This window comes from Lentzea sp. NPDC020367 (assembly GCF_044387305.1).
Classification (GTDB): Bacteria; Actinomycetota; Actinomycetes; order Mycobacteriales; family Pseudonocardiaceae; genus Lentzea.
Window position 1 is genome coordinate 367,114 of record NZ_JBIRVV010000004.1, and the last position, 20,932, is coordinate 388,045.

General features: G+C 69.3%; 16 protein-coding genes. 9 read left to right on the forward strand and 7 right to left on the reverse strand.

The genetic code is table 11. From position 1 onward, the window contains the following. Nucleotides 1-5 precede the first annotated feature (5 nt). Nucleotides 6-947: a 2-dehydropantoate 2-reductase N-terminal domain-containing protein gene (locus tag ACH413_RS19390; protein ID WP_360034191.1), complete on the reverse strand. Its 942-nt coding sequence runs from the start codon at nt 945-947 to the stop codon at nt 6-8. A 91-nt stretch (nt 948-1,038) separates the two neighbouring features. On the opposite strand from ACH413_RS19390, the gene ACH413_RS19395 reads away from it, so the two are divergent. Then, nucleotides 1,039-1,602 (forward strand): TetR/AcrR family transcriptional regulator, encoded by a 564-nt coding sequence (locus ACH413_RS19395; protein ID WP_360034188.1) that lies wholly within the window; start codon nt 1,039-1,041, stop codon nt 1,600-1,602. Here ACH413_RS19395 and ACH413_RS19400 read toward each other — a convergent pair. Further along, a complete protein-coding gene (locus ACH413_RS19400; RefSeq protein ID WP_360034185.1) occupies nt 1,571-2,038 on the reverse strand; it encodes an NUDIX domain-containing protein in 468 nt (155 codons plus the stop codon). The genes ACH413_RS19395 and ACH413_RS19400 overlap by 32 nt on opposite strands. 55 nt (nt 2,039-2,093) lie before the next feature. Between ACH413_RS19400 and ACH413_RS19405 the strand changes: the two genes are divergently transcribed. Further along, nucleotides 2,094-3,032, forward strand: coding sequence for a phosphotransferase (locus tag ACH413_RS19405; RefSeq protein WP_360034182.1), 939 nt, complete (start codon nt 2,094-2,096; stop codon nt 3,030-3,032). Nucleotides 3,033-3,056: 24 nt separating this feature from the next. Here ACH413_RS19405 and ACH413_RS19410 read toward each other — a convergent pair whose 3' ends face one another. Continuing rightward, nucleotides 3,057-4,979 (reverse strand): bifunctional diguanylate cyclase/phosphodiesterase, encoded by a 1,923-nt coding sequence (locus ACH413_RS19410; RefSeq protein ID WP_360034179.1) that lies wholly within the window; start codon nt 4,977-4,979, stop codon nt 3,057-3,059. Further along, the gene (locus ACH413_RS19415; protein WP_360034176.1) at nt 4,976-6,010 is read right to left on the reverse strand and encodes a sugar ABC transporter substrate-binding protein; all 1,035 of its coding nucleotides are present in this window, start codon (nt 6,008-6,010) and stop codon (nt 4,976-4,978) included. Before ACH413_RS19415 ends, ACH413_RS19410 begins: the two co-directional genes overlap by 4 nt. A 179-nt stretch (nt 6,011-6,189) precedes the next feature. Between ACH413_RS19415 and ACH413_RS19420 the strand changes: the two genes are divergently transcribed. Then, complete coding sequence (locus ACH413_RS19420; RefSeq protein ID WP_360034173.1) at nt 6,190-7,479, forward strand: transposase; 1,290 nt, start codon at nt 6,190-6,192, stop codon at nt 7,477-7,479. A gap of 4 nt (nt 7,480-7,483) precedes the next feature. On the opposite strand, the gene metH is transcribed toward ACH413_RS19420, so the two are convergent. Further along, complete coding sequence (metH, locus tag ACH413_RS19425) at nt 7,484-11,059, reverse strand: methionine synthase (RefSeq protein ID WP_360034170.1); 3,576 nt, start codon at nt 11,057-11,059, stop codon at nt 7,484-7,486. A gap of 159 nt (nt 11,060-11,218) precedes the next feature. On the opposite strand from metH, the gene ACH413_RS19430 reads away from it, so the two are divergent. The 6 genes from ACH413_RS19430 (at nt 11,219) to ACH413_RS19455 (ending at nt 19,371) form a co-directional block, all read left to right on the forward strand. Further along, nucleotides 11,219-12,049, forward strand: a complete 831-nt coding sequence (locus ACH413_RS19430) for a patatin-like phospholipase family protein (protein WP_360034167.1) — start codon at nt 11,219-11,221, stop codon at nt 12,047-12,049. 167 nt (nt 12,050-12,216) lie between these two features. Continuing rightward, on the forward strand, nt 12,217-13,851 hold the full coding sequence (locus ACH413_RS19435) for a glycosyl hydrolase family 8 (RefSeq protein ID WP_360034164.1): 1,635 nt from the start codon (nt 12,217-12,219) through the stop codon (nt 13,849-13,851). 117 nt (nt 13,852-13,968) lie between these two features. After that, nucleotides 13,969-15,666, forward strand: a complete 1,698-nt coding sequence (locus tag ACH413_RS19440) for a glycosyl hydrolase family 8 (protein ID WP_360034161.1) — start codon at nt 13,969-13,971, stop codon at nt 15,664-15,666. Nucleotides 15,667-15,690: 24 nt separating this feature from the next. Continuing rightward, nucleotides 15,691-17,328 (forward strand): HEAT repeat domain-containing protein, encoded by a 1,638-nt coding sequence (locus ACH413_RS19445; protein ID WP_360034158.1) that lies wholly within the window; start codon nt 15,691-15,693, stop codon nt 17,326-17,328. Between the two features lie 23 nt (nt 17,329-17,351). Then, nucleotides 17,352-18,656 (forward strand): serine hydrolase domain-containing protein, encoded by a 1,305-nt coding sequence (locus tag ACH413_RS19450; RefSeq protein ID WP_360034156.1) that lies wholly within the window; start codon nt 17,352-17,354, stop codon nt 18,654-18,656. 7 nt (nt 18,657-18,663) lie between these two features. Then, the gene (locus ACH413_RS19455; protein WP_360034153.1) at nt 18,664-19,371 is read left to right on the forward strand and encodes a MerR family transcriptional regulator; all 708 of its coding nucleotides are present in this window, start codon (nt 18,664-18,666) and stop codon (nt 19,369-19,371) included. On the opposite strand, the gene ACH413_RS19460 is transcribed toward ACH413_RS19455, so the two are convergent. Beyond that, the gene (locus ACH413_RS19460) at nt 19,368-19,973 is read right to left on the reverse strand and encodes a TetR/AcrR family transcriptional regulator (RefSeq protein ID WP_360034151.1); all 606 of its coding nucleotides are present in this window, start codon (nt 19,971-19,973) and stop codon (nt 19,368-19,370) included. The two genes, ACH413_RS19455 and ACH413_RS19460, sit on opposite strands and share 4 nt — an antisense overlap. Then, nucleotides 19,970-20,929 (reverse strand): zinc-dependent alcohol dehydrogenase family protein, encoded by a 960-nt coding sequence (locus ACH413_RS19465; protein WP_360034148.1) that lies wholly within the window; start codon nt 20,927-20,929, stop codon nt 19,970-19,972. The genes ACH413_RS19460 and ACH413_RS19465 overlap by 4 nt, the downstream gene beginning before the upstream one ends. Nucleotides 20,930-20,932: the final 3 nt, after the last annotated feature.

A 20,932-nucleotide genomic window follows, 5' to 3' on the forward strand; every position in this document is an offset into this window, starting at 1 on the left:
CGAGTTCAGACCTGGGCCGCGAAGTACGGTTCCGCCGCGGCCAGCCGGGGTGCGGGCACGCCCAGCCTGCGTGCCTCCGCGAGGGTGTCCTGGCAGATCACCCGAGGCTCCACCGCATGGCGGTCGGAATGCGCCTTGAAGCTCAAGCGGGCCGGTGGGAAATGAGCGGTCATCAAGGCGAACACGGACGCCGTCAGCCAGGCCGGTGCACGGAGGAACATCGCGCGGCGACGCAGGTCCACACCGCGTGCCTCCAGCAGCGGCAGGAGCTCGCGGCCGGCCAGGATCGCCTCGCGCAGGTCATGACGGCGCCCTGCCAGGTCGGCCAGCGAGCCCAGCCTCAGGCCCTGCGAGTGGATGCCCGCGTCCGAGATGAAGTGGATCAGCAGCCAGTCGCGCAGGCGGGGCTCCTCCTTGATCCGGAACCCGGCCTCGCGGAACACCTGGCGCACGGCCCGTTCCCGGTCCGTCAGCGTGCCGATCGTGCCGAAGATGATCAGCGGCATCAGCATCCCGCGCAGCACGCCGTCCTCGCCGAAACCGCCGCCCGCCATCGGAAAGCCCCAGGCGACCCGGTCGAGGGGGAGGGCGCCGACCGCGTCCGCCGGCTCGGTCCAGACGTTGCCGGAGATCAGCACCGTCGCGTTGCCGACGCGGGGGGCCAGGAAGTCCGCCGCCTCCGTCAGCCGGTGGTGCCCCACGCTCAGCACGATCAGGTCGAAGTCGTGGTCCGGTGCCAGTTCCTCGCGGTAGCGCACCGCCCACTTCTCGCGGACTGGCTGTCCCAGGACTCGCTGCCGCATATCGCTCAGGTCGAGGTTGATCGTCGGCCCGTACTCCGCCGCGCGGCCGGGCCGGACGTAGAACTCGACGTCGTGCCCGGCCTGTTCGAGAGCCCAGCCGTACACGGTGGCGATCACGCCACGCCCGAACAAGAGGATCTTCACACGGCACCTCGGTGGACTACGATGAAACGGAGGCTGTCTCCACTTCCGAAAATATGGAGATGGTCTCCGTTTGTCAACCACGAGGGAGCGCATGAACGCCGCCAAGCCGCTACGCGCCGACGCGCTGCGCAACCGGGAGGCCCTGCTGGCCAAGGCACGGGAGGTCTTCGACGCGGGGGAGTTCTTCGACCTGCGCTTCGACGACTTCGCCCGCCTGGCGGGCGTCGGCACCGGCACGCTGTACCGCCACTTCCCCACGAGGGAGGCGCTGGCCGAGGCGGTCTACCACGACCAGGTCGCCGCGCTGTGCTCACGCGCTCGCCACCTGCAGGCCACGATGCCCGCAGGGGAGGCCCTGGCCGCCTTCCTCCGCTCGATGGTCGACTACCTGGACACCTACCGGGGCCTCGCCCGGACGCTGGCCACGCTGATGGGCGCGGCCTCCGACACGCTCGCCGAGGGCAGCCGGGCGCTGGAACAGGCGGTCACCGACCTGGTGGCCGCCGCCGTGCAGGCCGGTGCCATCCGTGACGACGTGGGGGTCGGCACGGTCATGATGGCGCTGCACGGCATCGGCGCGGCCCACGACCGGCCCGACTGGAGGGCCGAGGCGGACGGCGTCATCACCCTCGTGGTGGACGGGCTGCGCCGGTGAGGTCCCACCCGAGCACGCTGAACGCCTCACCCGCGAGATAACCGGCGATCCCGGCGGCGGGGTAGGCGATGATGTCGGCGGGCAGCGCGTCGAGTGCGAACCACCTCAACTCGGAGCACTTCTCCGGCTCGCGGTTCTCCGGTTCGCCGCTCCAGCGCCGGACCTCGAAGTACAGGCCGAGCCGCGGCTCCACGCCGAAACCGTTGGCGTGCGAGGTGTGCACGAGCTTCAGATCGGCGGGATCGATCCCCACCCCGATCTCCTCGGACGCTTCGCGCACGGCGGCGGCGAGCACGGACTCACCCGCGTCGAGCTTGCCGGACGGCAGGTGCCAGAGACCGTCGAACCGCGGATCGGCGTCGCGGCGCCGGCTGAGCAGCACCTCGCCGTCGCGGAGGAGCAGAACGTGGGCGTCGATCAGGTGCCGGTCGGCCATGCACCCCACCGTAAATGATCTGCGTTCACCGCAGAGGTCGTGGCACGATCGTGCGATGACAGCCTTCGCGACCCCCGAAGACATCGCCGGCCGCACCGCCGCTGCCACCGAAGCCGCCGTCGCCGCCGGTCGCGAACTCGGCCTGGAGATCACTGAGGGCAAGGTCCTCTACGAACTGTTCTCCGTCGTCGTGCACCTCGCACCGTCACCGGTCGTGGCCCGCATCCCGACGGTCCTGCCGCACACCACGACGCTCGAAAGCCTGGCCGAGCGCCAGCAACAGGAGCTCGACGTCGCGCAGTGGCTGCACGACCAGGGCACCCCGGTCATCCCGCCGAGCCCGCTCGTCGAGCGCAAACCTGTGCAGCGCGACGGTTTCTCCATCACGTTCTGGCCGTTCACCGACGAGGACAAGTCGCAGGAACCGGACTACGTCAGGAACTCCGAGCTCACCGCCGACCTGCACAAGGCGCTCAGGGACTACCCCGGCGAGCTCGACTTCCTGTCGTCGGCGGAACCGCGGTTCGTCCGGGAAGGCCTGGAAAGGCTGGAGGGCCTGGACATCGTCACCGCGGAGGACCTGCAGCGGGCCCGCGCCGAGTGGGAGGTGCTGGAGCCGATCGTCAGCTCCCAGGCCGCGTTCCAGGAGAAGTTCCCCGGCATCGACCTGCAGCCCGTCCACGGCGACTCGCCGCCCGCGAACATCTTCGCGAGCACCGGCGGCCCGTTGTTCTCCGACTTCGAACTGATCACGTACGGCCCGGTCGAATGGGACCTGGGCGGCCTCGGCCTGGAACTCGAAGCCGCCTACGACCGCGGTGCCGCCAAGAACGGCCTGCGCCCGCTCGACAAGGAGGTGCTCAGGTTCGTCAACGCCGTCGGCGCGATCCGGGTCATCGCCTACCTGTCGGTCGCGGACCAGTTGCCCGCCATGGTCGACTTCATGCAGCCGTTCATCAACCAGTGGCGGGACACCGAGTCGTACGCGCGGTGACCACGAAGGTTAGTGATCACCGCGCTACGCGTGAGCGGCCGCCCGATCTCCCAGCCAGGCCACGATTTCCTCGGCGGGCAACGGCTCGCTGAGGAAATACCCCTGCACCACGTCACAGCCGGCCTTGGCCAGCGCCGTCCAGGTGTCCTGGTCCTCCACGCCCTCCGCGACGGCCTGCAGCCCGAAGTTCTGGGCCAGGGCCACCAGCGCGTGCACGATCGCGCTGTCGCCGGCGTCGGTGCACATGTGCGTGACGAACGACCGGTCGAGCTTCATCTCGTGCACCCGCATGCTGCGCAGGTACGAGATCGACGAGTAGCCGGTGCCGAAGTCGTCTATCGACAACCGCACGCCCAGGTCGGTCAGGCCGCGCAACACCTCCACCGCGCGGTCCGGGTCCGAGATGATCGCGGACTCGGTGATCTCCAGCGTCAGCAACCGCGCCGGCAGGCCGTGCCGCTTGATCAGGTCGGCCACGTCGCCGGGGAACTCGGTGTGGTGCAGGCAGGCCGCGCCCACGTTCACCGAGACCGGCACCTCCCAGCCCGCGTCCTGCCACGTGCGGCACTGGCGCAACGCCGCGTCGATCACGTAGCGGGTCAGCGGCTCGATGAGCCCGTTCTCCTCGGCGATCGGGATGAACTCGTCGGGACGCACGAGCCCGCGCGTCGGGTGCTGCCAGCGCGCCAGGGCCTCGACGCCGCACACCGCGCCCGTGTCGGCCAGCGCCTTGGGCTGGTAGTGCAGGAACAGCTCGCCGCGGTCGATCGCGTGCCGAAGCTCCGTCACGGCGGTCAGGTGTGCGGCGCCGCGTTCGTGCAGGCGTGCGTCGTACACGGCGACGCCGGACTTCTCACGCTTGGCCGCGTACATCGCGATGTCCGCGTGCCGCAGCAGTTCGTGGCCGTCGCCCGAGTCCGACGGGCACAGCGCCACGCCGACGCTGCCCGCTATCTCCAGCTCCAGGCCCTCCAGCGTCACCGGCATCGCCAGCGCCTGCAGGATCTTCTCCGCCACCATGCCCGCGTTCTCCGCCGAGCCGACGCCGGGCAGCAGCACGGCGAACTCGTCGCCGCCCAGCCGTGCCACCAGGTCCGTGTCGCGCACCGCCCACGACAGGCGGTTCGCCACCTGGCGCAGCAGCAGGTCGCCGGTGTGGTGCCCGAGCGAGTCGTTGACCTCCTTGAACCTGTCGAGGTCCACGATCAGCAACGCGAGCGGCTCGTCCTTCTTGCGCGCCTTGTCCACGGCCACGTCCATCCGGCGCGCGAGCAGCGTGCGGTTGGCCAGTCCGGTCAGGGCGTCGTGATGGGCCTCGTGCTCGTTCTTGGCCGCCTGGCGCAGTATTTTGCGGCGGTAGCCCAGCAGCACCCCGCCGAACAGCGCCACCAGGACCGCGTCCAGCACGAACGCCACGATCTGGGCGACCCGCAGCCGCGCGTTCTTCTCGTCGGCCTCGCGCAGGTACTCGGTGGTGTCGAGCCGCTTGGCGCCGATCTCCGCGGAGATCTGGCGCCGCAACGACGAGTGCGCGAGAGAGGCCTGGTCGGCCTGCAGCGGGTCGTCGCCGGCGACGACCCTGCGCAGGATCTCCGTGGTCTGGTCGTAGAACGGCAGCAGCCTGGACGCCACCGCGGCGTCGGACGGCATCCCGCTGGTGCGCAACCACTCCAGCTCGACGCGCGCGGAGCCGGCGGAGTTCTCCAGCGGCTCGACGGTCTGCTGGGTGCGCGCGACCTGCAGGTCCCGCAACGCGTTGTCGGCGACGTTGATGTGTTCCAGCACGCGGGCCCACCGCTCGCTGGTCTCGTTGAGCTGCCGCACGTGCGCGGTGGTGTCCTGCGCGCTGACACTGCTCCACAGCGCCAGTCCCGCCAGGACCAGCAGCCCGAACGTCAGCCCCACCGTCGCCACCTTCGCGGTGGCGCGGCCTTCCCAAAAGCTCACCGTGCCTGCTCCAACGGTCGCACCCAGCTCGCCGGATCCTCGACGAAGCTGTCGATCTGAGGCTGGAAGTAGTCCTTGCGCGCCTTCTCCGACTCCTGCCGGTGCAGGATCTGGTCCAGGTTCCCGGTGGTCACCGTCAGCCCTGGCGTCTCGATCCAGCCCTCCGGCAGCGCCGCACCGCCCTTCGCGTGCCGGGCGAGCAGCCAGCCGGCGACGGCGCCCTTGAGGTAGTGCTCCGGCGAGATCGTCGCGACCATCGCGCCGTCCTTCACCGCCTGCAACGTTCTCGGGTCGACCCCGAAACCGCCCACCAGCCACCTCGCCGACTTCTCCGTCTTCAGCGCCGCGAGGCTCACTCCGTCGCAGTCGCCCGTACCAACGAACGCGAGTGCGTCCGGGTTCGCCGCCACGAGACGTTTCCACGCGTCGCGATTCGCGGCGTCGTCACGTTGCGTGTCGAACGGGCCCAGCACCACTACCCCCGGTAGCTTTTCGGCGAATCGGCCCCGGATTCCCTCTGCCCGGTCGTCGAACCCGGCGAGTCCCGGAGCCGTGTTTCCCAGCACCACTGTTCCGGTCGCGTCCGGAGGCAATCGGCGCATCAACTCGTCAGCCAGCTTTTCGCCGAGTTCGTAGTCGTCGTTACCGATGTGGAGTTTCACGCCGGAACTCGCGGTGAGCCGCATGTCCACACCGACCACGGACACGTGCTGAGTGAGCGCCTCACCGATGGACGGCGCCATCAGAGCGGGCTCGGACGTCGCCACGGCGATTCCGCCTTTCGCCGCCATCGTCAAATCCCGGAACAACTCGACTTCCTTGTGCCCGTCCTGTCCGGGAGGACCCGTCACCGTCGCGCTGACCCCGCCGACGCGGCCGACACCCTCGTGAAAGCCGCTGGTCATCTCCTGGGCGAAGGAGCCGCCCGTGCGCTTGACCACGAAGCCGACGTGCGGCAACGCCTCCGACTCCGCGGCGGCACCGCAGCCCGCTAACAGCACCAGACCCAGCACCAGCGCCGCAGCTCGCATGGATGACCTCGGGCTCGCTCGACCTACGGTGATTGATCTCCAGAGCGGCCGATGCTACCCGAATGAGGGCTGCCAAAGCCGAGCAGTGTCTCGGTCCAGACGGTTCTATTGAGAGCCACCGACACAGAACATGTCGCGCCGGACCTTCGCCACGAAACTCCGTGGATATTCTCGTGATCGTGCAGCTCCGTTACAACTTCCGCGCCTATCCGGCGCCTGGCCAGCAGATCGAGTTGGCCAGAGCGTTCGGGTGTGCGCGTGTGGTGTTCAACGACGGGCTCAGGCTGCGGCAGCAGGCTCACGAGGCAGGCGAGAAGCACATCTCGGACGGCGAGTTGTCCCGCCGTCTGATCACAGAGGCCAAGCAGACCCCGCAACGGGTGTGGCTGGGCGACGTGTCGGCCGTGGTGCTGCAGCAGGCATTGGCTGACCTGAACACCGCGTACCGCAACTTCTTCGCCTCGGTCACCGGCAGGCGCAAGGGCCGTGAGGTCGCTCCGCCCCGGTTCCGGTCCCGCAAGGACAACCGGCAGACCATCCGGTTCACGAAGAACTCGCGGTTCAAGGTCCTGGACAACGGACGCCTGCGGCTGCCGAAGATCGGCGACCTGGAGGTCCGCTGGTCGCGGCCTCTGCCCTCGGACCCGTCGTCGGTGACGATCATCAAGGACGCGGCAGGCCGCTACTTCGCCTCGTTCGTCGTGCAGACGGCGGGCGACGAGACCCTGGCGGCGATCGATTCCGAGGTCGGCATCGACCTGGGGCTGACTCATTTCGCGGTGCTCTCCGACGGCACGAAGATCGCCGCACCGAGATTTCTGCGCCGAGCGGCCCGCAAGCTCAAGCGACTGCAACAAGCCCTGTCTCGCAAGGCAAGAGGCAGCAACCGTCGCAAGAAGGCCGTTGTCGAGGTGGCCCGCGCTCATGCGCGAGTGGCCGACACCCGCCGGGACTGGCAGCACAAACTGTCCACGAGGATCATCCGCGACAACCAAGCGGTGTACGTCGAGGACCTGTGCGTCGTCGGTCTTGGCCGGACGAGGCTCGCCAAATCCGTGCACGATGCCGGGTGGGGTGGCTTCACCCGCATGGTGGAGTACAAGGCTGCCCGTTACGGGCGCACCTTCGTCCGGGTGGATCGGTTCCTCCCCTCCACTCGGATGTGCTCCGACTGCGGGCGGGTCAACGGCAAGATGGCACTCGACGTCCGGTCGTGGACGTGTCCCTGCGGAGCAGGGCACGACCGGGACGTCAACGCCGCGAAGAACATCAAGGCCGCCGGGCAGGCGGACTTCAACGACCGTGGAGCGCACGTAAGACCGGCACTTGTGCCAGCGGCGCGCAGGGAAGCGGTAACCCACCCGGACGCCACGCGGCCCACGCGCGGCGTGGAGGGGATCCTCGTCCTTCAGGGCGAGGAGGATGCCAAATCCATTGGTGCCAAAACGGGAAGCGCTTTCACGTTGTGAACGGTCAGGCGGGTTCGTAACCGAGGTTCGGGCGCAGCCACTGCTCGACTTCCGCGAGCGGCTTGCCGTACCGCGTCGCGTAGTCCTGCACCTGGTCGCGGCCCAGCCGCCCCACGGTGAAGTACTTCGCGCCGGGGTGCTGGAAGATCAGGCCGCTCACGCTCGCCGCCGGGTTCATCGCGAACGATTCAGTGAGCGAGATCCCGATTTGCTCCTCCGCGCGCAGCAGGTCGAACAGTTCGCGTTTCACGGTGTGGTCGGGGCAGGCCGGGTAGCCCAGCGCGGGCCGGATGCCGCGGAACTTCTCCGCGTGCAGGTCAGCGAGTTCCGGCTGGGCGTCCGGCTCGAACCAGTCGCGGCGGGCGCGCAGGTGGATCCACTCGGCGAACGCCTCGGCGAGCCGGTCTGCCAGCGCCTTCACCATGATGGCGCGGTAGTCGTCGTTCTGGGCCTCGTACTTCGCGGCCAGCTTGCCGGCGCCCAGGATCGTCACGGCGAACCCGCCGATGTGGTCGCCCTCGGGCGCCACGTAGTCGGTCAGGCAGCGGTTCGGGCGCGACAGCGGCTTCTTGGTCTGCTGGCGCAGCATCGGGATCCGCACGCCGCTGTCGAGCAGGATGTCGTCACCGTCGGAATGCGCGGGCCAGTACCCGTACACGCCCTTTGCCTCGAACAATTCCCCGGCGACGATTTCGTCCAGCAACGCGATCGCGTCGTCGTACAGTTCGCGCGCCACCGGCTGTTCGAGGATCGCCGGGAACTTGCCTTTCAGCTCCCAGGCGAGGAACAGGAACGTCCAGTCGATGAACTCGCGCAGTTCGCCCAAAGTCGGCGTCATCAGTCGAGTACCGGTGAACTGGGGAGTCGGCAGATCGGAGAAATCGACCTCCTCCCGATTCGCCCGCGCTTCGTCGACCTTGAGCAAGGGCACCGACTTGCGGTTTTCGTGCTGCTCGCGCAACCGGGCCTGCTCCGCGCGGTTCGAGATGTTCAGGTCGTGGGCGCGACGGTCGTCCAGCAGGTCGGAGACGACGCCGACGACCCGTGAGGCGTCGAGGACGTGGACGACCGGCTCGTCGTACATCGGTGCGATCTTCACGGCGTTGTGCTGCTTCGAGGTCGTCGCCCCGCCGATCAGCAGCGGCAGCTTCATGCCGCGCCGCTGCATCTCCTCGGCGACCGAGACCATCTCGTCGAGCGACGGCGTGATCAGCCCGGACAGGCCGATGACGTCGGCCTGCTCCTTGATCGCCGTGTCGAGGATCTTCGCGGCGGGCACCATCACGCCGAGGTCGATCACCTCGTAGTTGTTGCAGCCCAGCACGACGCCGACGATGTTCTTGCCGATGTCGTGGACGTCGCCCTTGACGGTGGCGAGCACGACCTTGCCGTTGCCCCCGGCCGTGGCCTTGGGCTCGGCGTCCATGAACGGCTCCAGGTACGCGACCGCGCGCTTCATCACGCGGGCGCTCTTCACGACCTGCGGCAGGAACATCTTGCCCGCGCCGAACAGATCGCCGACGATCTTCATGCCGTCCATCAGCGGGCCCTCGATGACGTCCAGCGGACGGGGGAGGGACGCGCGGGCCTCTTCGGTGTCCTCTTCGATGAAGTCGACGACGCCGTGCAGGATCGCGTGCTCCAGCCGCTTGCCGACGGGGGCCTCGCGCCAGGACAGGTCGACGACGCGCTTCTGGCCGGGGCCCTTGACGGTCTCGGCGTGTGTGACGAGCCGGTCCGTCGCGTCCTCGCGGCGGTTGAAGATGACGTCCTCGACCAGTTCCAGCAGGTCGGCCTTGATGTCTTGGTAGACGACGAGCTGACCCGCGTTGACGATGCCCATGTCCAGGCCGGCCTGGACGGCGTGGAACAGGAACGCCGAGTGCATGGCCTCGCGGACGACGTCGTTGCCGCGGAAGGAGAACGACAGGTTCGAGATGCCGCCGCTGATGCGGACCCCGGGACATCGTTCCTTGATCCGCGGCAGGGCGTCGATGAACGCCCTGGCGTAGCCGTTGTGCTCCTCGATGCCGGTCGCGACGGCGAGCACGTTCGGGTCGAAGATGATGTCCTCGGCCGGGAAGCCGACCTTCTGCGTGAGCAGGTCGTAGGCGCGGCCGCAGATCTCGACCTTGCGGTCGGTCGTGTCGGCCTGGCCCTGCTCGTCGAACGCCATCACGACGACACCGGCGCCGTAGTCGCGGATCGTGCGGGCCTGCCGCAGGAAGGGCTCCTCACCCTCCTTGAGGCTGATCGAGTTGACCACGCCCTTGCCCTGCACGCACCGCAGGCCGGCTTCGAGCACGGTCCACCGCGAGCTGTCGATCATGACCGGGATGCGGGCGATCTCCGGCTCGGTCGCGATCAGGTTGAGGAACGTCGTCATCGCCTGCTCGCCGTCGAGCAGGTCGGCGTCCATGTTGACGTCCAGCAGGTTCGCGCCGCCGCGCACCTGGTCCAGCGCCACGGTGAGCGCGGCGTTGTGGTCGTCGGACTCGATCAGCCTGCGGAACTTCGCCGAGCCGGTGACGTTGGTGCGCTCACCGATCATCACGAACCCGGTGTCGGGGCCGATCTCGAACGTCTCCAGGCCGCTGTAGCGGGTGGTGTGGCGGTGCTGGACGACCTCGCGCTTGGTCTCGCCCCTGACCGCGTCGGCGATGGCCTTGATGTGCTCGGGGGAGGTGCCGCAGCAGCCGCCGACGACGTTGACGATGCCCTTGCCCGCGAAGTCCTTCAGCAGGGCGGCGGTCTCGTCCGGCGTCTCGTCGTAGCCGCCGAACGCGTTGGGCAGGCCGGCGTTCGGGTGGCAGGCGACGTAGGTGTTCGCGAGCCGTGCCAGGTCGGCGACGTGCGGGCGCATCTCCTCCGCGCCCAGCGAGCAGTTCACGCCGACGATCAGCGGCTCGGCGTGCGCGATCGAGTCCCAGAACGCCTCGACGGTCTGGCCCGACAGCGTGCGGCCGGAGAGGTCGACGATCGTGACCGAGATCCACAGCGGCAGGTCGGGCGCGACCTCGCGGGCGGCGGCGATGGCGGCCTTGCAGTTCAGCGTGTCGAAGATGGTCTCGATCAGCAGCAGGTCGACGCCGCCCTCGTGCAGGGCCGAGATCTGCTCCGCGTAGGAGGCCTTGACCTGCTCGAACGTGACGGCGCGGAACGCCGGGTCCTCGACCTTGGGCGACAGGGAGAGCGTGACGTTGAGCGGGCCGACGGAGCCCGCGACGAACCGGCCGCCGAACTCGTCCGCGGCCTGGCGGGCGAGCCGTGCGCCGGCGATGTTCATCTCGCGGACGCGGCTCTCCAGCCCGTAGTCGGCCTGGCCGATCGAGGTGGCGGTGAACGTGTTGGTGGTGGTGATGTCCGCGCCCGCCGCGAGGTACTGCCGGTGCACGTCGAGCACCAGGTCCGGGCGGGTGAGGTTGAGCAGGTCCGGGTCGCCGGCGACGTCGGGGACGTGGCCTTCGTACTCGTCGCCGTAGTAGTCCTGTGGCGAGAGCCTGGCCTGCTGGAACATCGTGCCCCAGGCGCCGTCCAGCACTGCGATTCGCTGGTCCAGCAGGGATTTGAGTCCACTCACGCGCGCTCCCGAAAGGTCCGGAAGCGCCCTTGTCCGTGGTGGAACGAAGCCGAGCGTGGCAGGCGTCCCGGCCCGTTGCAGCGCTTCTCGGTTTCACTTTAAAGGCTACCAACCTAGACCATTCCCCAGGAACTCGTCTCACTCCATAGGATGGGCGCCGTGACCGGAAAACGCGCGTTGGTGCTGGGTGGCGGTGGTGTCACCGGAATCGCCTGGGAGACCGGGATTGTGCACGGGCTTGCCGAACAGGGCGTCGACCTGACGGACGCCGACCTCTTCGTGGGGACGTCGGCCGGGTCGGTGGTGGCCGCGGAGCTGGCGGGCGGTGGTGCGCTCGCCGACCTGTACGCGGGTCAGCTGCTGCCGCCGGACGGGGAGATTCCCGCCCGTCTCACCTCGTGGATGGTCGTCAGGTACGCGCTTTCCTACGTGATGCCGGGAACTCCGGCGCGGAAACGGGCCCGTCTCGGGCGTGCCGCGCTGAAGGCCAGCACGCCGTCGGAGGAGTCGCGGCTCGCGGTGTTCGACAGTCGACTGTCCACTAAGGACTGGCCGGAGCGCGCGCTCAAGGTCACCGCCGTGGACACCGCGGACGGGAAGTTCGTGGCGTTCGACCGGGACAGCGGGGTGCCGCTGGTGAGCGCGGTGGCGTCGAGCTGCGCGGTGCCGCTGGTGTGGCCGCCGGTCAGCATCAACGGCAGCCGGTACATGGACGGCGGCATGCGGTCCGTGGCGAACGTCGATCTCGCGGCGGGATACGAACGGGTCGTCGTCATCGCGCCGATCACGCGCGCGGCCAGCGCGGCCGCGACGCCCGCCGCGCAGGCCGCGAAGCTCGGGGTGCCGTCGATCGTCGTGAGCCCCGACAGTGCCGCCCTGGCCGCCATCGGGTCGAACCTGCTGGACCCGGCCAAGCGCAAACCCGCTGCTGAGGCGGGGTACGCGCAGGCCGCCTCGATCGTGGACGCCGTCCGGGACGTCTGGAAGTAGGTTCCGCAACCGGTTTCGGTTCAGATGACCGGTCCACACCTCTTGTCCAAAGTTGACCTGCCCGCCTAGGGTCGCCGCCATTGCCCCTTTAGGCAGGTTTGTTAACCAATTGGCAGGTGGTTGTGGACAGACGAGCGGCGTTAGCTGCGGTCAGTGCGGTCGGGCTCGTGATTGGTCTCCTGGTGGCGGGGACGACCAGTGCGACGGCGGCGGATCCACTGGTATCGCAGGGCAAGGCGGTCACGGCGTCCTCCGTCGAGGGCGCCGGGCTGGAGGCGGCGAAGGCCGTGGACGGCAGCACGACGACCAGGTGGGCGTCGGCGGAGGGCAGTGACTCCGAGTGGCTGCGGGTCGACCTCGGGTCGGCGCACGCGGTCAGCCGCGTGCGTCTGAACTGGGAGGACGCGTACGCGAGGGGTTATCGCGTGCAGACCTCCCCGGAGGGTTCGGCGTGGACGGACGTGTTCTCGACCAGCACCGGTGACGGCGGCGTCGACGACTTGACGGTGTCCGGGTCCGGCCGGTACGTGCGGGTTCTCGGCACGGCGCGCGGTACGGCGTGGGGTTACTCGCTGTGGGAGGTCGAGGTCTACGGCGTGGCCGGCGGCACCCCGCCGACGACCACCACCACGACGACTCCGCCCTCGAACGGTCTCGGCTACGCGTTCGGCAGCCGGCAGACCCCTTACGCGGCGGGCATTCTGCGCCCCTCCGGTTCGACGTCCACTTTGGACGCCGCGGTGGTGGACTACTACCAGCGCTGGAAGTCCGCGTTCGTGCGGCAGAACTGCGGCAACGGCTGGTACCAGGTGATCTCGCCGGACGCCGACCACCCGTACGTCGCCGAGGCGCAGGGCTACGGCATGGTCGTCGTCGCCACGATGGCGGGCGCCGACGCGGACGCGAAGAAGATCTTCGACGGCCTGGTGAAGTGGAAGATCGACCACCCGTCCTCGATCAACCGCGATCTGCTCGCGGCCGAGCAGGACGTGAACTGCCGCAGCGTCAACGGCGGTGACGGCGCCACGGACGGCGACATGGACGTGGCCTACGGGCTGCTGCTCGCCGATCGGCAGTGGGGCAGCGCGGGCACGTACAACTACAAGCAGCTGGCGATCCGGCACGTCAACGCGATCAAGGCCAGCGAGGTCAACCCGTCGACGAACCTGCTCAAGCTCGGCGACTGGACCAGCTCTGGCGACCAGTACTACTACCTCTCGCGGTCGTCGGACTGGATGGTCGACCACTTCCGGGCGTTCCGGAAGGCGACCGGTGACGCGGCGTGGGACACGATCCGTTCCGCTCACCAGAACCTGATCTCGACGCTGCAGCAGAACTTCGCGCCGAACACGGGCCTGCTGCCGGACTTCGTGGAGAACACGAACTCCTCGCCGCGCCCGCCCGCTGGTCAGGTGCTGGAGGACGCCAACGACGGCACGTACTGGTGGAACGCCTGCCGCGTGCCGTGGCGGATCGGCGCGGACGCGGTGACCAGTGGCGACTCCCAGTCCCTGGCGGCGGCCCGCAAGCTCAACACGTGGGTGAAGTCCAAGGCGGGCAACAACCCGAACAACATCGGCATGGGTTATCAGCTCAACGGCGCGCAGATCTCCGGTGGCAGCGCCGCCGCGTTCTTCGCGCCGTTCGCGGTCGTGGCCGCGACCGATCCGGGCAGTCAGGCGTGGCTGGACGCGTTGTGGACCAAGATGGTCCAGACGCCGATCGACTCCAGCAGCTACTTCTCGGCGAGCATCCAGCTGCAGGTGATGATCACGGTCACCGGCAACCACTGGGTGCCCTGACCAGCACTGTTCGATCGCGCAACAACGGTCTGTACCTCTTGTTGAGGGGTCCTGACCTGCATAGCGTCGCCAACCACTCGCATTGACAGCTTTGTTAACTAATTGCTGGAGGCGGTCGTGGGCGGCAGAACAATGGCGTTGGGGGCGGCCGGGCTCGTGCTCGGCCTCCTCGTCGCGGGAACGACCATCGCATCGGCGGCGGACCCTCTGGTCTCCCGCGGCAAGGCGGTGACGGCCTCTTCCGTTGAGGGGTCGGGATTCGAGGCCGCGAAGGCGGTGGACGGCAGCACGTCGACCCGCTGGGCCTCGGTGGAAGGGCACGACCCGGAGTGGCTGCGGGTGGACCTCGGTTCGGCGCACGCGATCAGCCGGGTGAAGCTGAGCTGGGAGGCCGCGTACGCCAAGTCGTACCGCGTGCAGACGTCGTCCGACGGCTCCGCCTGGACCGACGTGTACTCGACCAGCGCGGGTGACGGCGGCACCGACGACTTGACGTTGTCCGGTTCCGGGCGATATGTCCGTGTCTACGGCACGGCGCGCGCCACCGCTTACGGCTACTCGCTGTGGGAGTTCGAGGTCTACGGCGTGGGCGGCGGCACCCCGCCGACGACGACCACTCCGCCGACCACCACGACCACGACGTCTCCGCCCCCGAGCGGCCTCGGCTATCCGTTCGGCAGCCGGCAGACCCCGTACGCGGCGGGCACTCTGCGGCCGTCGGGCAGCACGTCCACTTTGGACGCCAAGATCGTGGACTACTACCAGCGCTGGAAGGCCGCGTTCGTCAAGCAGAACTGCGGCAACGGCTGGTACCAGATCATCTCACCGGACGCGAAGTTCCCGTACGTGGCCGAGGCGCAGGGCTACGGCATGGTGATCACCGCGCAGATGGCGGGCGCCGACCCGGACGCGAAGAAGATCTTCGACGGCCTGCTGAAGTACAAGCTCGCCCACCCGTCGGTCAACAACCCCGACCTGCTGGCCGCCGAACAGGACACCGCCTGCAAGAGCGTCAACGGCAGCGACAGCGCCACCGACGGCGACATGGACACCGCCTACGGCCTGCTGCTCGCCGACAAGCAGTGGGGCAGCAGCGGCACCTACAACTACAGGCAGATCGCCGTGAAGAATGTCAACGCGATCAAGAAGAGCCTCATCAACCCCAGCACGAACCTGCTGCTGATGGGCGACTGGTCCGGCCCGGACGACAGCAGGAAGTACTACGGCTCCAGGTCGTCGGACTGGATGGCCGACCACTTCCGGGCGTTCCGCAACGCGACCGGCGACTCGGCCTGGGACACGATCCGCGCCAAGCACCAGGACCTGATCGCCACGCTGCAGTCGAAGTACGCAGCGAGCACGGGCCTGTTGCCGGACTTCGTGCAGGACACCAACTCCACGGCCAAGCCGGCGGTCGGCGAGCTGCTGGAGGAGGCCGCGACCGACGGCAAGTACTGGTACAACGCCTGCCGCGACCCGTGGCGCATCGGCGCGGACGCCGCCCTCACCGGCGACGGCAAGTCACTGGCAGCCGCGCGCAAGATGAACTCGTGGATCAAGTCCAAGACCGGCGGCGACCCGAGCAAGATCGCGGTCGGCTACCAGCTCAACGGCACGCAGATCGACAGCGGCAGCGACGCGGCGTTCGTGGCGCCGTTCGCGGTGGCGGCGTCGACGGATCCGGGCAGCCAGGCCTGGCTGGACGCGTTGTGGACCAAGATGGTGAACACGCCGATCGCCACGGACACGTACTTCGGCGCGAGCATCCAGCTCCAGGTGATGATCACGGTGTCCGGAAATCATTGGATCCCGTAGATCTTCGAGGGTTTCAATGGAGTGATGGGGACAGCTAGAGCACGCCGCATCGCGAGGCGGGCACACCAGGGGCAGCTCACGTACAACGGTGAGCTGCTCCTGGACCAGTTGGAACGGGTCGCCGGCGCCGTCGCGGAGCAGGGCGGCGACTGGGTGGCCGTGCAAGCGGTGTGGTTGCACGAGGTTCCAGCGTCCGTGGAGGACCTGGTGCTGCAAGGCGTTCCCTCACGGGTCGTCCAGGTCGTGAAGGCGTTGCGGGCGCGTGGCTGGTCGGCACCTGCCGGAGTACGGCAACGCGCGACGCGGGTGCGCGAGGCGATGGACGCGGATCGGCCCCGCGTTGCGCTGCCGCCAGAGGAGCCGCCGGACCCGCGCACGGTGCCGGAACTGCTGGCCGAGTACCAGGAAACGCGCGACTACCGGCTCAAATGGGCGATCGGAGAGCCGGACGGCCTGAGCACCTCGGCGATGACGGAGCTGGCTGAGCAGTGGTGGGACTCCGAGGACGACTGGGAGGCCGGCGTTGCCGTCCGGCTCGCTCATCGAGCGGGCTCGCTCGACCGGGAACGCCTGCTGCGCACGGTGGCCGAGGGGGTGCCGGCTGCGGCCGGAGCCGCCATCGCGTTGCTGGGAGGCGAGGGGGATCGGCACGAGGTCGAGGTGCTGCACACGGTCTTGCTCCGGCCTGGGTTGGAGTGGTTGGGCGTTCGTGTCGCCGCGCGCGGCCGGCTGACCGCGATCGGCACCCCGGAGGCGACCACGGCCTTGCGGGAGTGGGAGTTCGAACTGACGGACATGCCGTGGCGCCACGACCGCGCCTGGCTGCACCGCAACGGGGCTCGCCTGATTCCCCGGCTGATCGAGCTTCTCTCCGATCCTGACTGGTGGCACGACGCACCCGTCGCGCTGGCCTCGCTGCGGGCAGTCGAGGCGGTCGGCCCGATGTGCGAGACCGTGCGCGTCGCCGAGTACCCGGTCCCGCAGATCCAGGCGCTGGGTGCGATCGGTTCTCCGGAGGCGGGGCCGACGCTGGTGTGGTTGCTCGGGCACGAGAGTGCGGACGTGCGGGCGGAAGCCCTGCAGGCGCTCAGCCGGACCGGTGGCGCGGACGTGGCCGAAGTGGCGATCGCGGCTTGTGACGATCCAGATGTGCAGGTGCGGGACCGGGCGGCGACAGTGCTCGCCCGGCACGCGGACGGCCGCGCGGTGACGACGCTGATCCGGCTCTGCGACACCTGGCACGCGGCTGAGGCGGCGGACGCACTGGCCCGCATCGGTGACCCTCGCGCGTTGCCGACGCTGTGGAACCTGTTCGTGAACCACTCCGACAGGGCGGCTCGCCATGCGGCGGGACGGGGTCTGGCGCTCATCGAAGGCGGTCACTGGTCGTGGTGGCACGCCTCGGGCGATGAGTGGGTCGAGCGCGCCCACATGTGGCTGCTCGGCCACAAACCGGAGTGGAGCCGTAGCCGCCTGGTGGACGGGACCAAGCACGCCAAGGCGATGGTGCGGGTTCGTGCCGTGGAGGCCTTCGGCCGCCTGCGTGACGCTGCCGGCGCTGAGCACGTCCGTCCGCTGCTCGCCGACCCCGATCCGCGGGTCAGGTCGGCCGCGAGGAACGTGCTCCGGGTTCTCGGGAATCCGGGCTTGACCTTGCCCTAGGGTCAAGGTTCGAGGGTAGGGGCATGGACAACGACTTCCTCGCCCTGACCGTCGCCCGCTTCGACATCCCCGGCGCCGCCGTCGGCGTCTTCCACGATGGGCGGGAGCACTTCTTCTGCCACGGTGTGACCAGCGTCGAGAACCCGTTGCCGGTCAACGAGGACACGCTGTTCCTGCTCGGCTCGATCACCAAGACCTACACGGCCACGGCCATCATGCGACTGGTGGCCCAGGGCCGGGTGTCGCTGGACGCCTTGGTGCGCGAGTACGTGCCGGAGCTGCGGTTGCTGGACGGCCGCGAGTTCACCGTCCGGCAGCTGCTCAACCACACTTCCGGGCTGGACTGGGGCACGTTGGTGGACACCGGCGAGGGCGACGACGCTCTGGCCCGCCACGTCGGCGAGCTCGCGACGCTGAAGCTGGTCGGGGCTGTCGGCGAACGGCCGTCCTACAGCCAGTCCGGCTTCAACCTGGCCGGGCGGATCATCGAGAACGTCACCGGGCAGACCTACGAGCAGGCGCTGATGACGTTGCTGCTGGAGCCGTTGGGGCTCGGCAACACGCACTTCGACCGGGACGCGGTGATGACCCGCCGGTTCGCCGTCGGGCACGAGAAGGGCGAGATCGCGCGGCCGTGGCGGCATTGGCGGGCCAACAACCCCGGTGGTGGCATCGCGGCCTCGGTCGCGGATCTCCTCGCGTGGGCCCGTTTTCACCTGAGCGACGGTGACGGCATCGACTTCGCGGAGATGCGGAAGCCCACGGCGTTGTTGCGCGGCAGCAACCTCGGTGACGCCATCGGGGTCGGCTGGTTCCTGCGCGAGATCGACGGCGTTCAGGTGATCGGGCACGGTGGTTCGTCCAACGGGCAGTTCGCCGAGCTGCTGATCGTGCCCGAACGCGGCTTCGCGGTGGTGTCGATCGCGAACCAGGGGCCGGACGGCATTCCGTTCAACCAGGCCGTGGTGCGCCGCGCGTTGGAGCACTACGTCGGTGTCGTGGACCGCGACCCGGAACCGTTGCCGTACAACGCTTCCCAGGCCGCTGAGGTCTCGGGCGGGTACGACAACGACGCGATGGTCATGACCATCGAGGACACCGGGTCCGGGCTGGTGCTGGAGGTGCTGATCCGGCCGGAGATCCGGGCTTCCGCCGAGATGGACCTGCCCGCCGACCACGCGCCGTTCCCGATGGGACTGCTGCCGCGCGACGAGTACGTGATCACGGACGGAGCGTTCGCCGGGCAGCGGGGGTTCTTCAGCCGCAACGCCTCCGGCGAGATCGTCGGGGTCGATCTCGCCGGTCGTATGTTCGGCCGGGTGCGATGATGCCGCGATGATCACGATCGGCCAGCTCGCCCGGTACGCGGGCGTGACGATCAAGGCGGTGCGGCACTACCACAAGGTGGGGCTGCTGCCCGAACCCGAGCGCGACCACTCCGGCTACCGGTGCTACACCGCCCAGGACGCGGTCGACCTGGTCAAGATCCGCACGCTCGCCGAGGCCGGTGTGCCGCTCGCCCGCGTGAAGGAACTGCTCGTGGCGGGGGAGCAGGAGTTCGCCTCGTCGATCACCGAGATCGACGAGGCGCTGCGCCGCAGGGAAGAAGAGATCCGGCAGGCCCGCGAACGGGTCGTGCGGCTGCGGGCCGGCAACGCGCTGTTCGTGACGCCGGAGGCCGCCGCGATGCTGGACCTGTTGCGGGAACTGGGAGTCAGCGAGCGCGGCGTCCGGATGGAACGCGAGGTCTGGGTGCTCATGCAGGCCGTCGCGCCGTGCGAGGCGGCGGTCTGGCTCGCGGACAAGACCGAGTCGCTCGCCGACCCCGGGTTCCGGGAGATCTACCTCGCTTACGACGAGGCTTTCGGGCTTCCGGCCGACGATCCGCGGCTGCCCGCGCTGGCCCGGCGGGCGGCGGACTGGCTGGCGCGGCGCCCGGTCATGCCCATGGCGGATCCGGAGGTCATCGCGCTGGCCATGGCGGCGGCCGGTGCCTCGTCGCCCGCCTGGGACCGGATGGCCGCGCTGAGCAGGACGCCCTAGCGGCCCAGATGACCGTCGACCGCATGCCGCGCTGCGGTGCGGGCGCCCTCGATCACGGACCTGTTCTGCAACAACCTGCCCGTCGCGAGCGCGCCGTCGATGAGCAGGCCGATGTGCGCGGCGAGTTCGGCGGGTTCCGAGGCGCCGGCGGCCGTGCTCAGTTCGGTGAGCCACCGCTGGCGGCGTTCGGTGTGCGCGACGGTGGCCGCCTGGGCCTTGGAGCCCGCGGTCGTCTCCACCGCCGCGCTGATGAACGGGCAGCCGAAGAAGCCGTGCCGGTCGAACGAAGCCTCCAGCGCGTCGAACAACCCGACGAGCTGGTCTCGAGGCTCGTCACCGGCGTCGCGCGCCGCGGTCCGCAGCTTGTCCATCCAGGAGTCGTCCGTGCGGCTCAGGTACGTCGCCAGCAGGTCGTCCTTGGTGGGGAAGTGTGCGTACATCGTGGACTTGGCGACACCCGACTCGGCGATCACCCGGTCCATGCCGACGCCGCGCACACCGTCGCGGTGGAACAGTTCCGCCGCCGCGTCCAGGATCTTCTGCTCGGTGTTCGTCCGGCGAGTACGGGTGGCCACACCGGACAGACTAGTGAGACCGGTCATCCGCCGATCTCCACGGCGACCTTGCCCCGGCCGATCTCCCCGAACGCCTTCTCGACGGCGTCCAGGCCGAACGTGCGGGGCTCCGAAGGCCGCAACTCGCCCGCGTCGACCAGGGCGGCGACCTCGCGCAGGATCTCCCCGTGGTGGGCACGCCCCTGGCCGGTGAGCATCGGCAGCAGCGTGAACACGCCGGAGTAGGTCGCGCCGCGGAACGACAGCGGCGCGATGCTGTGCGTGCCCCAGCCCAGCGCGCTCACCACATGTCCCGTGTGGACGCGAGCCGCGCGGAACGACGCGTCGAGCACCTCGCCGCCGACGGTGTCGAAGACGATGTCGAACCCTTCACCGCCGGTGTGCTCGGCGACGTGGTCCTCGACGGACCTGGCTCGGTCGATCGGTACTGCGCCGAGCTTCTCGACGACGTCGGCGTGCCCCGGCGAGCACGTCGCGTAGACGTCGGCCCCGCGCGCCCGTGCGATCTGGATCGCGACCTGCCCGATCCCGCCCGCGCCGCCGTGCACCAGCACCTTCAGCCCCGGCCGCACCCGAGCGCGGTCGACCAGGCCCTCCCAGGCGGTGATCGCGACCAGCGGAAGCACGGCCGCCTCGGGCATCGTGAGGGCGGCTGGCTTGCGGGCGAGCAGCCTCGCGTCGACGGCGGCGAACTCCGCCAGCGACCCCTGCAGCCCGCCGACGCCGCCGGTCAGTCCGAAGACCTCGTCGCCGGCTTCGAAGCCCTCGCCGGCCGTTTCCACGACACCGGCGAGGTCGAGCCCGAGCACCGCGGGTGGCTGGACCTCCGCGTGCCCGGCCTGACCCGCCGCGATCTTGACGTCCAGCGGGTTGAGGCCGCTCGCCGCCACCCTGACCAGCACCTGGCCGGGTCCCGGTTCCGGCCGGTCGATCTCCTCGAGCACCAACGGCCTGCCGAACTCTTCGAGTACTGCCGCACGCATCCG

Coding starts and splice junctions, on each gene's coding strand:
- ACH413_RS19395 (WP_360034188.1), top strand. CDS start 1,039: ATGAACGCCGCCAAGCCGCTACGCGCCGACGCGCTGCGCAACCGGGAG.
- ACH413_RS19400 (WP_360034185.1), bottom strand. CDS start 2,038: ATGGCCGACCGGCACCTGATCGACGCCCACGTTCTGCTCCTCCGCGAC.
- ACH413_RS19405 (WP_360034182.1), top strand. CDS start 2,094: ATGACAGCCTTCGCGACCCCCGAAGACATCGCCGGCCGCACCGCCGCT.
- ACH413_RS19415 (WP_360034176.1), bottom strand. CDS start 6,010: ATGCGAGCTGCGGCGCTGGTGCTGGGTCTGGTGCTGTTAGCGGGCTGC.
- ACH413_RS19445 (WP_360034158.1), top strand. CDS start 15,691: ATGGGGACAGCTAGAGCACGCCGCATCGCGAGGCGGGCACACCAGGGG.
- ACH413_RS19450 (WP_360034156.1), top strand. CDS start 17,352: ATGGACAACGACTTCCTCGCCCTGACCGTCGCCCGCTTCGACATCCCC.
- ACH413_RS19455 (WP_360034153.1), top strand. CDS start 18,664: ATGATCACGATCGGCCAGCTCGCCCGGTACGCGGGCGTGACGATCAAG.
- ACH413_RS19460 (WP_360034151.1), bottom strand. CDS start 19,973: ATGACCGGTCTCACTAGTCTGTCCGGTGTGGCCACCCGTACTCGCCGG.
- ACH413_RS19465 (WP_360034148.1), bottom strand. CDS start 20,929: ATGCGTGCGGCAGTACTCGAAGAGTTCGGCAGGCCGTTGGTGCTCGAG.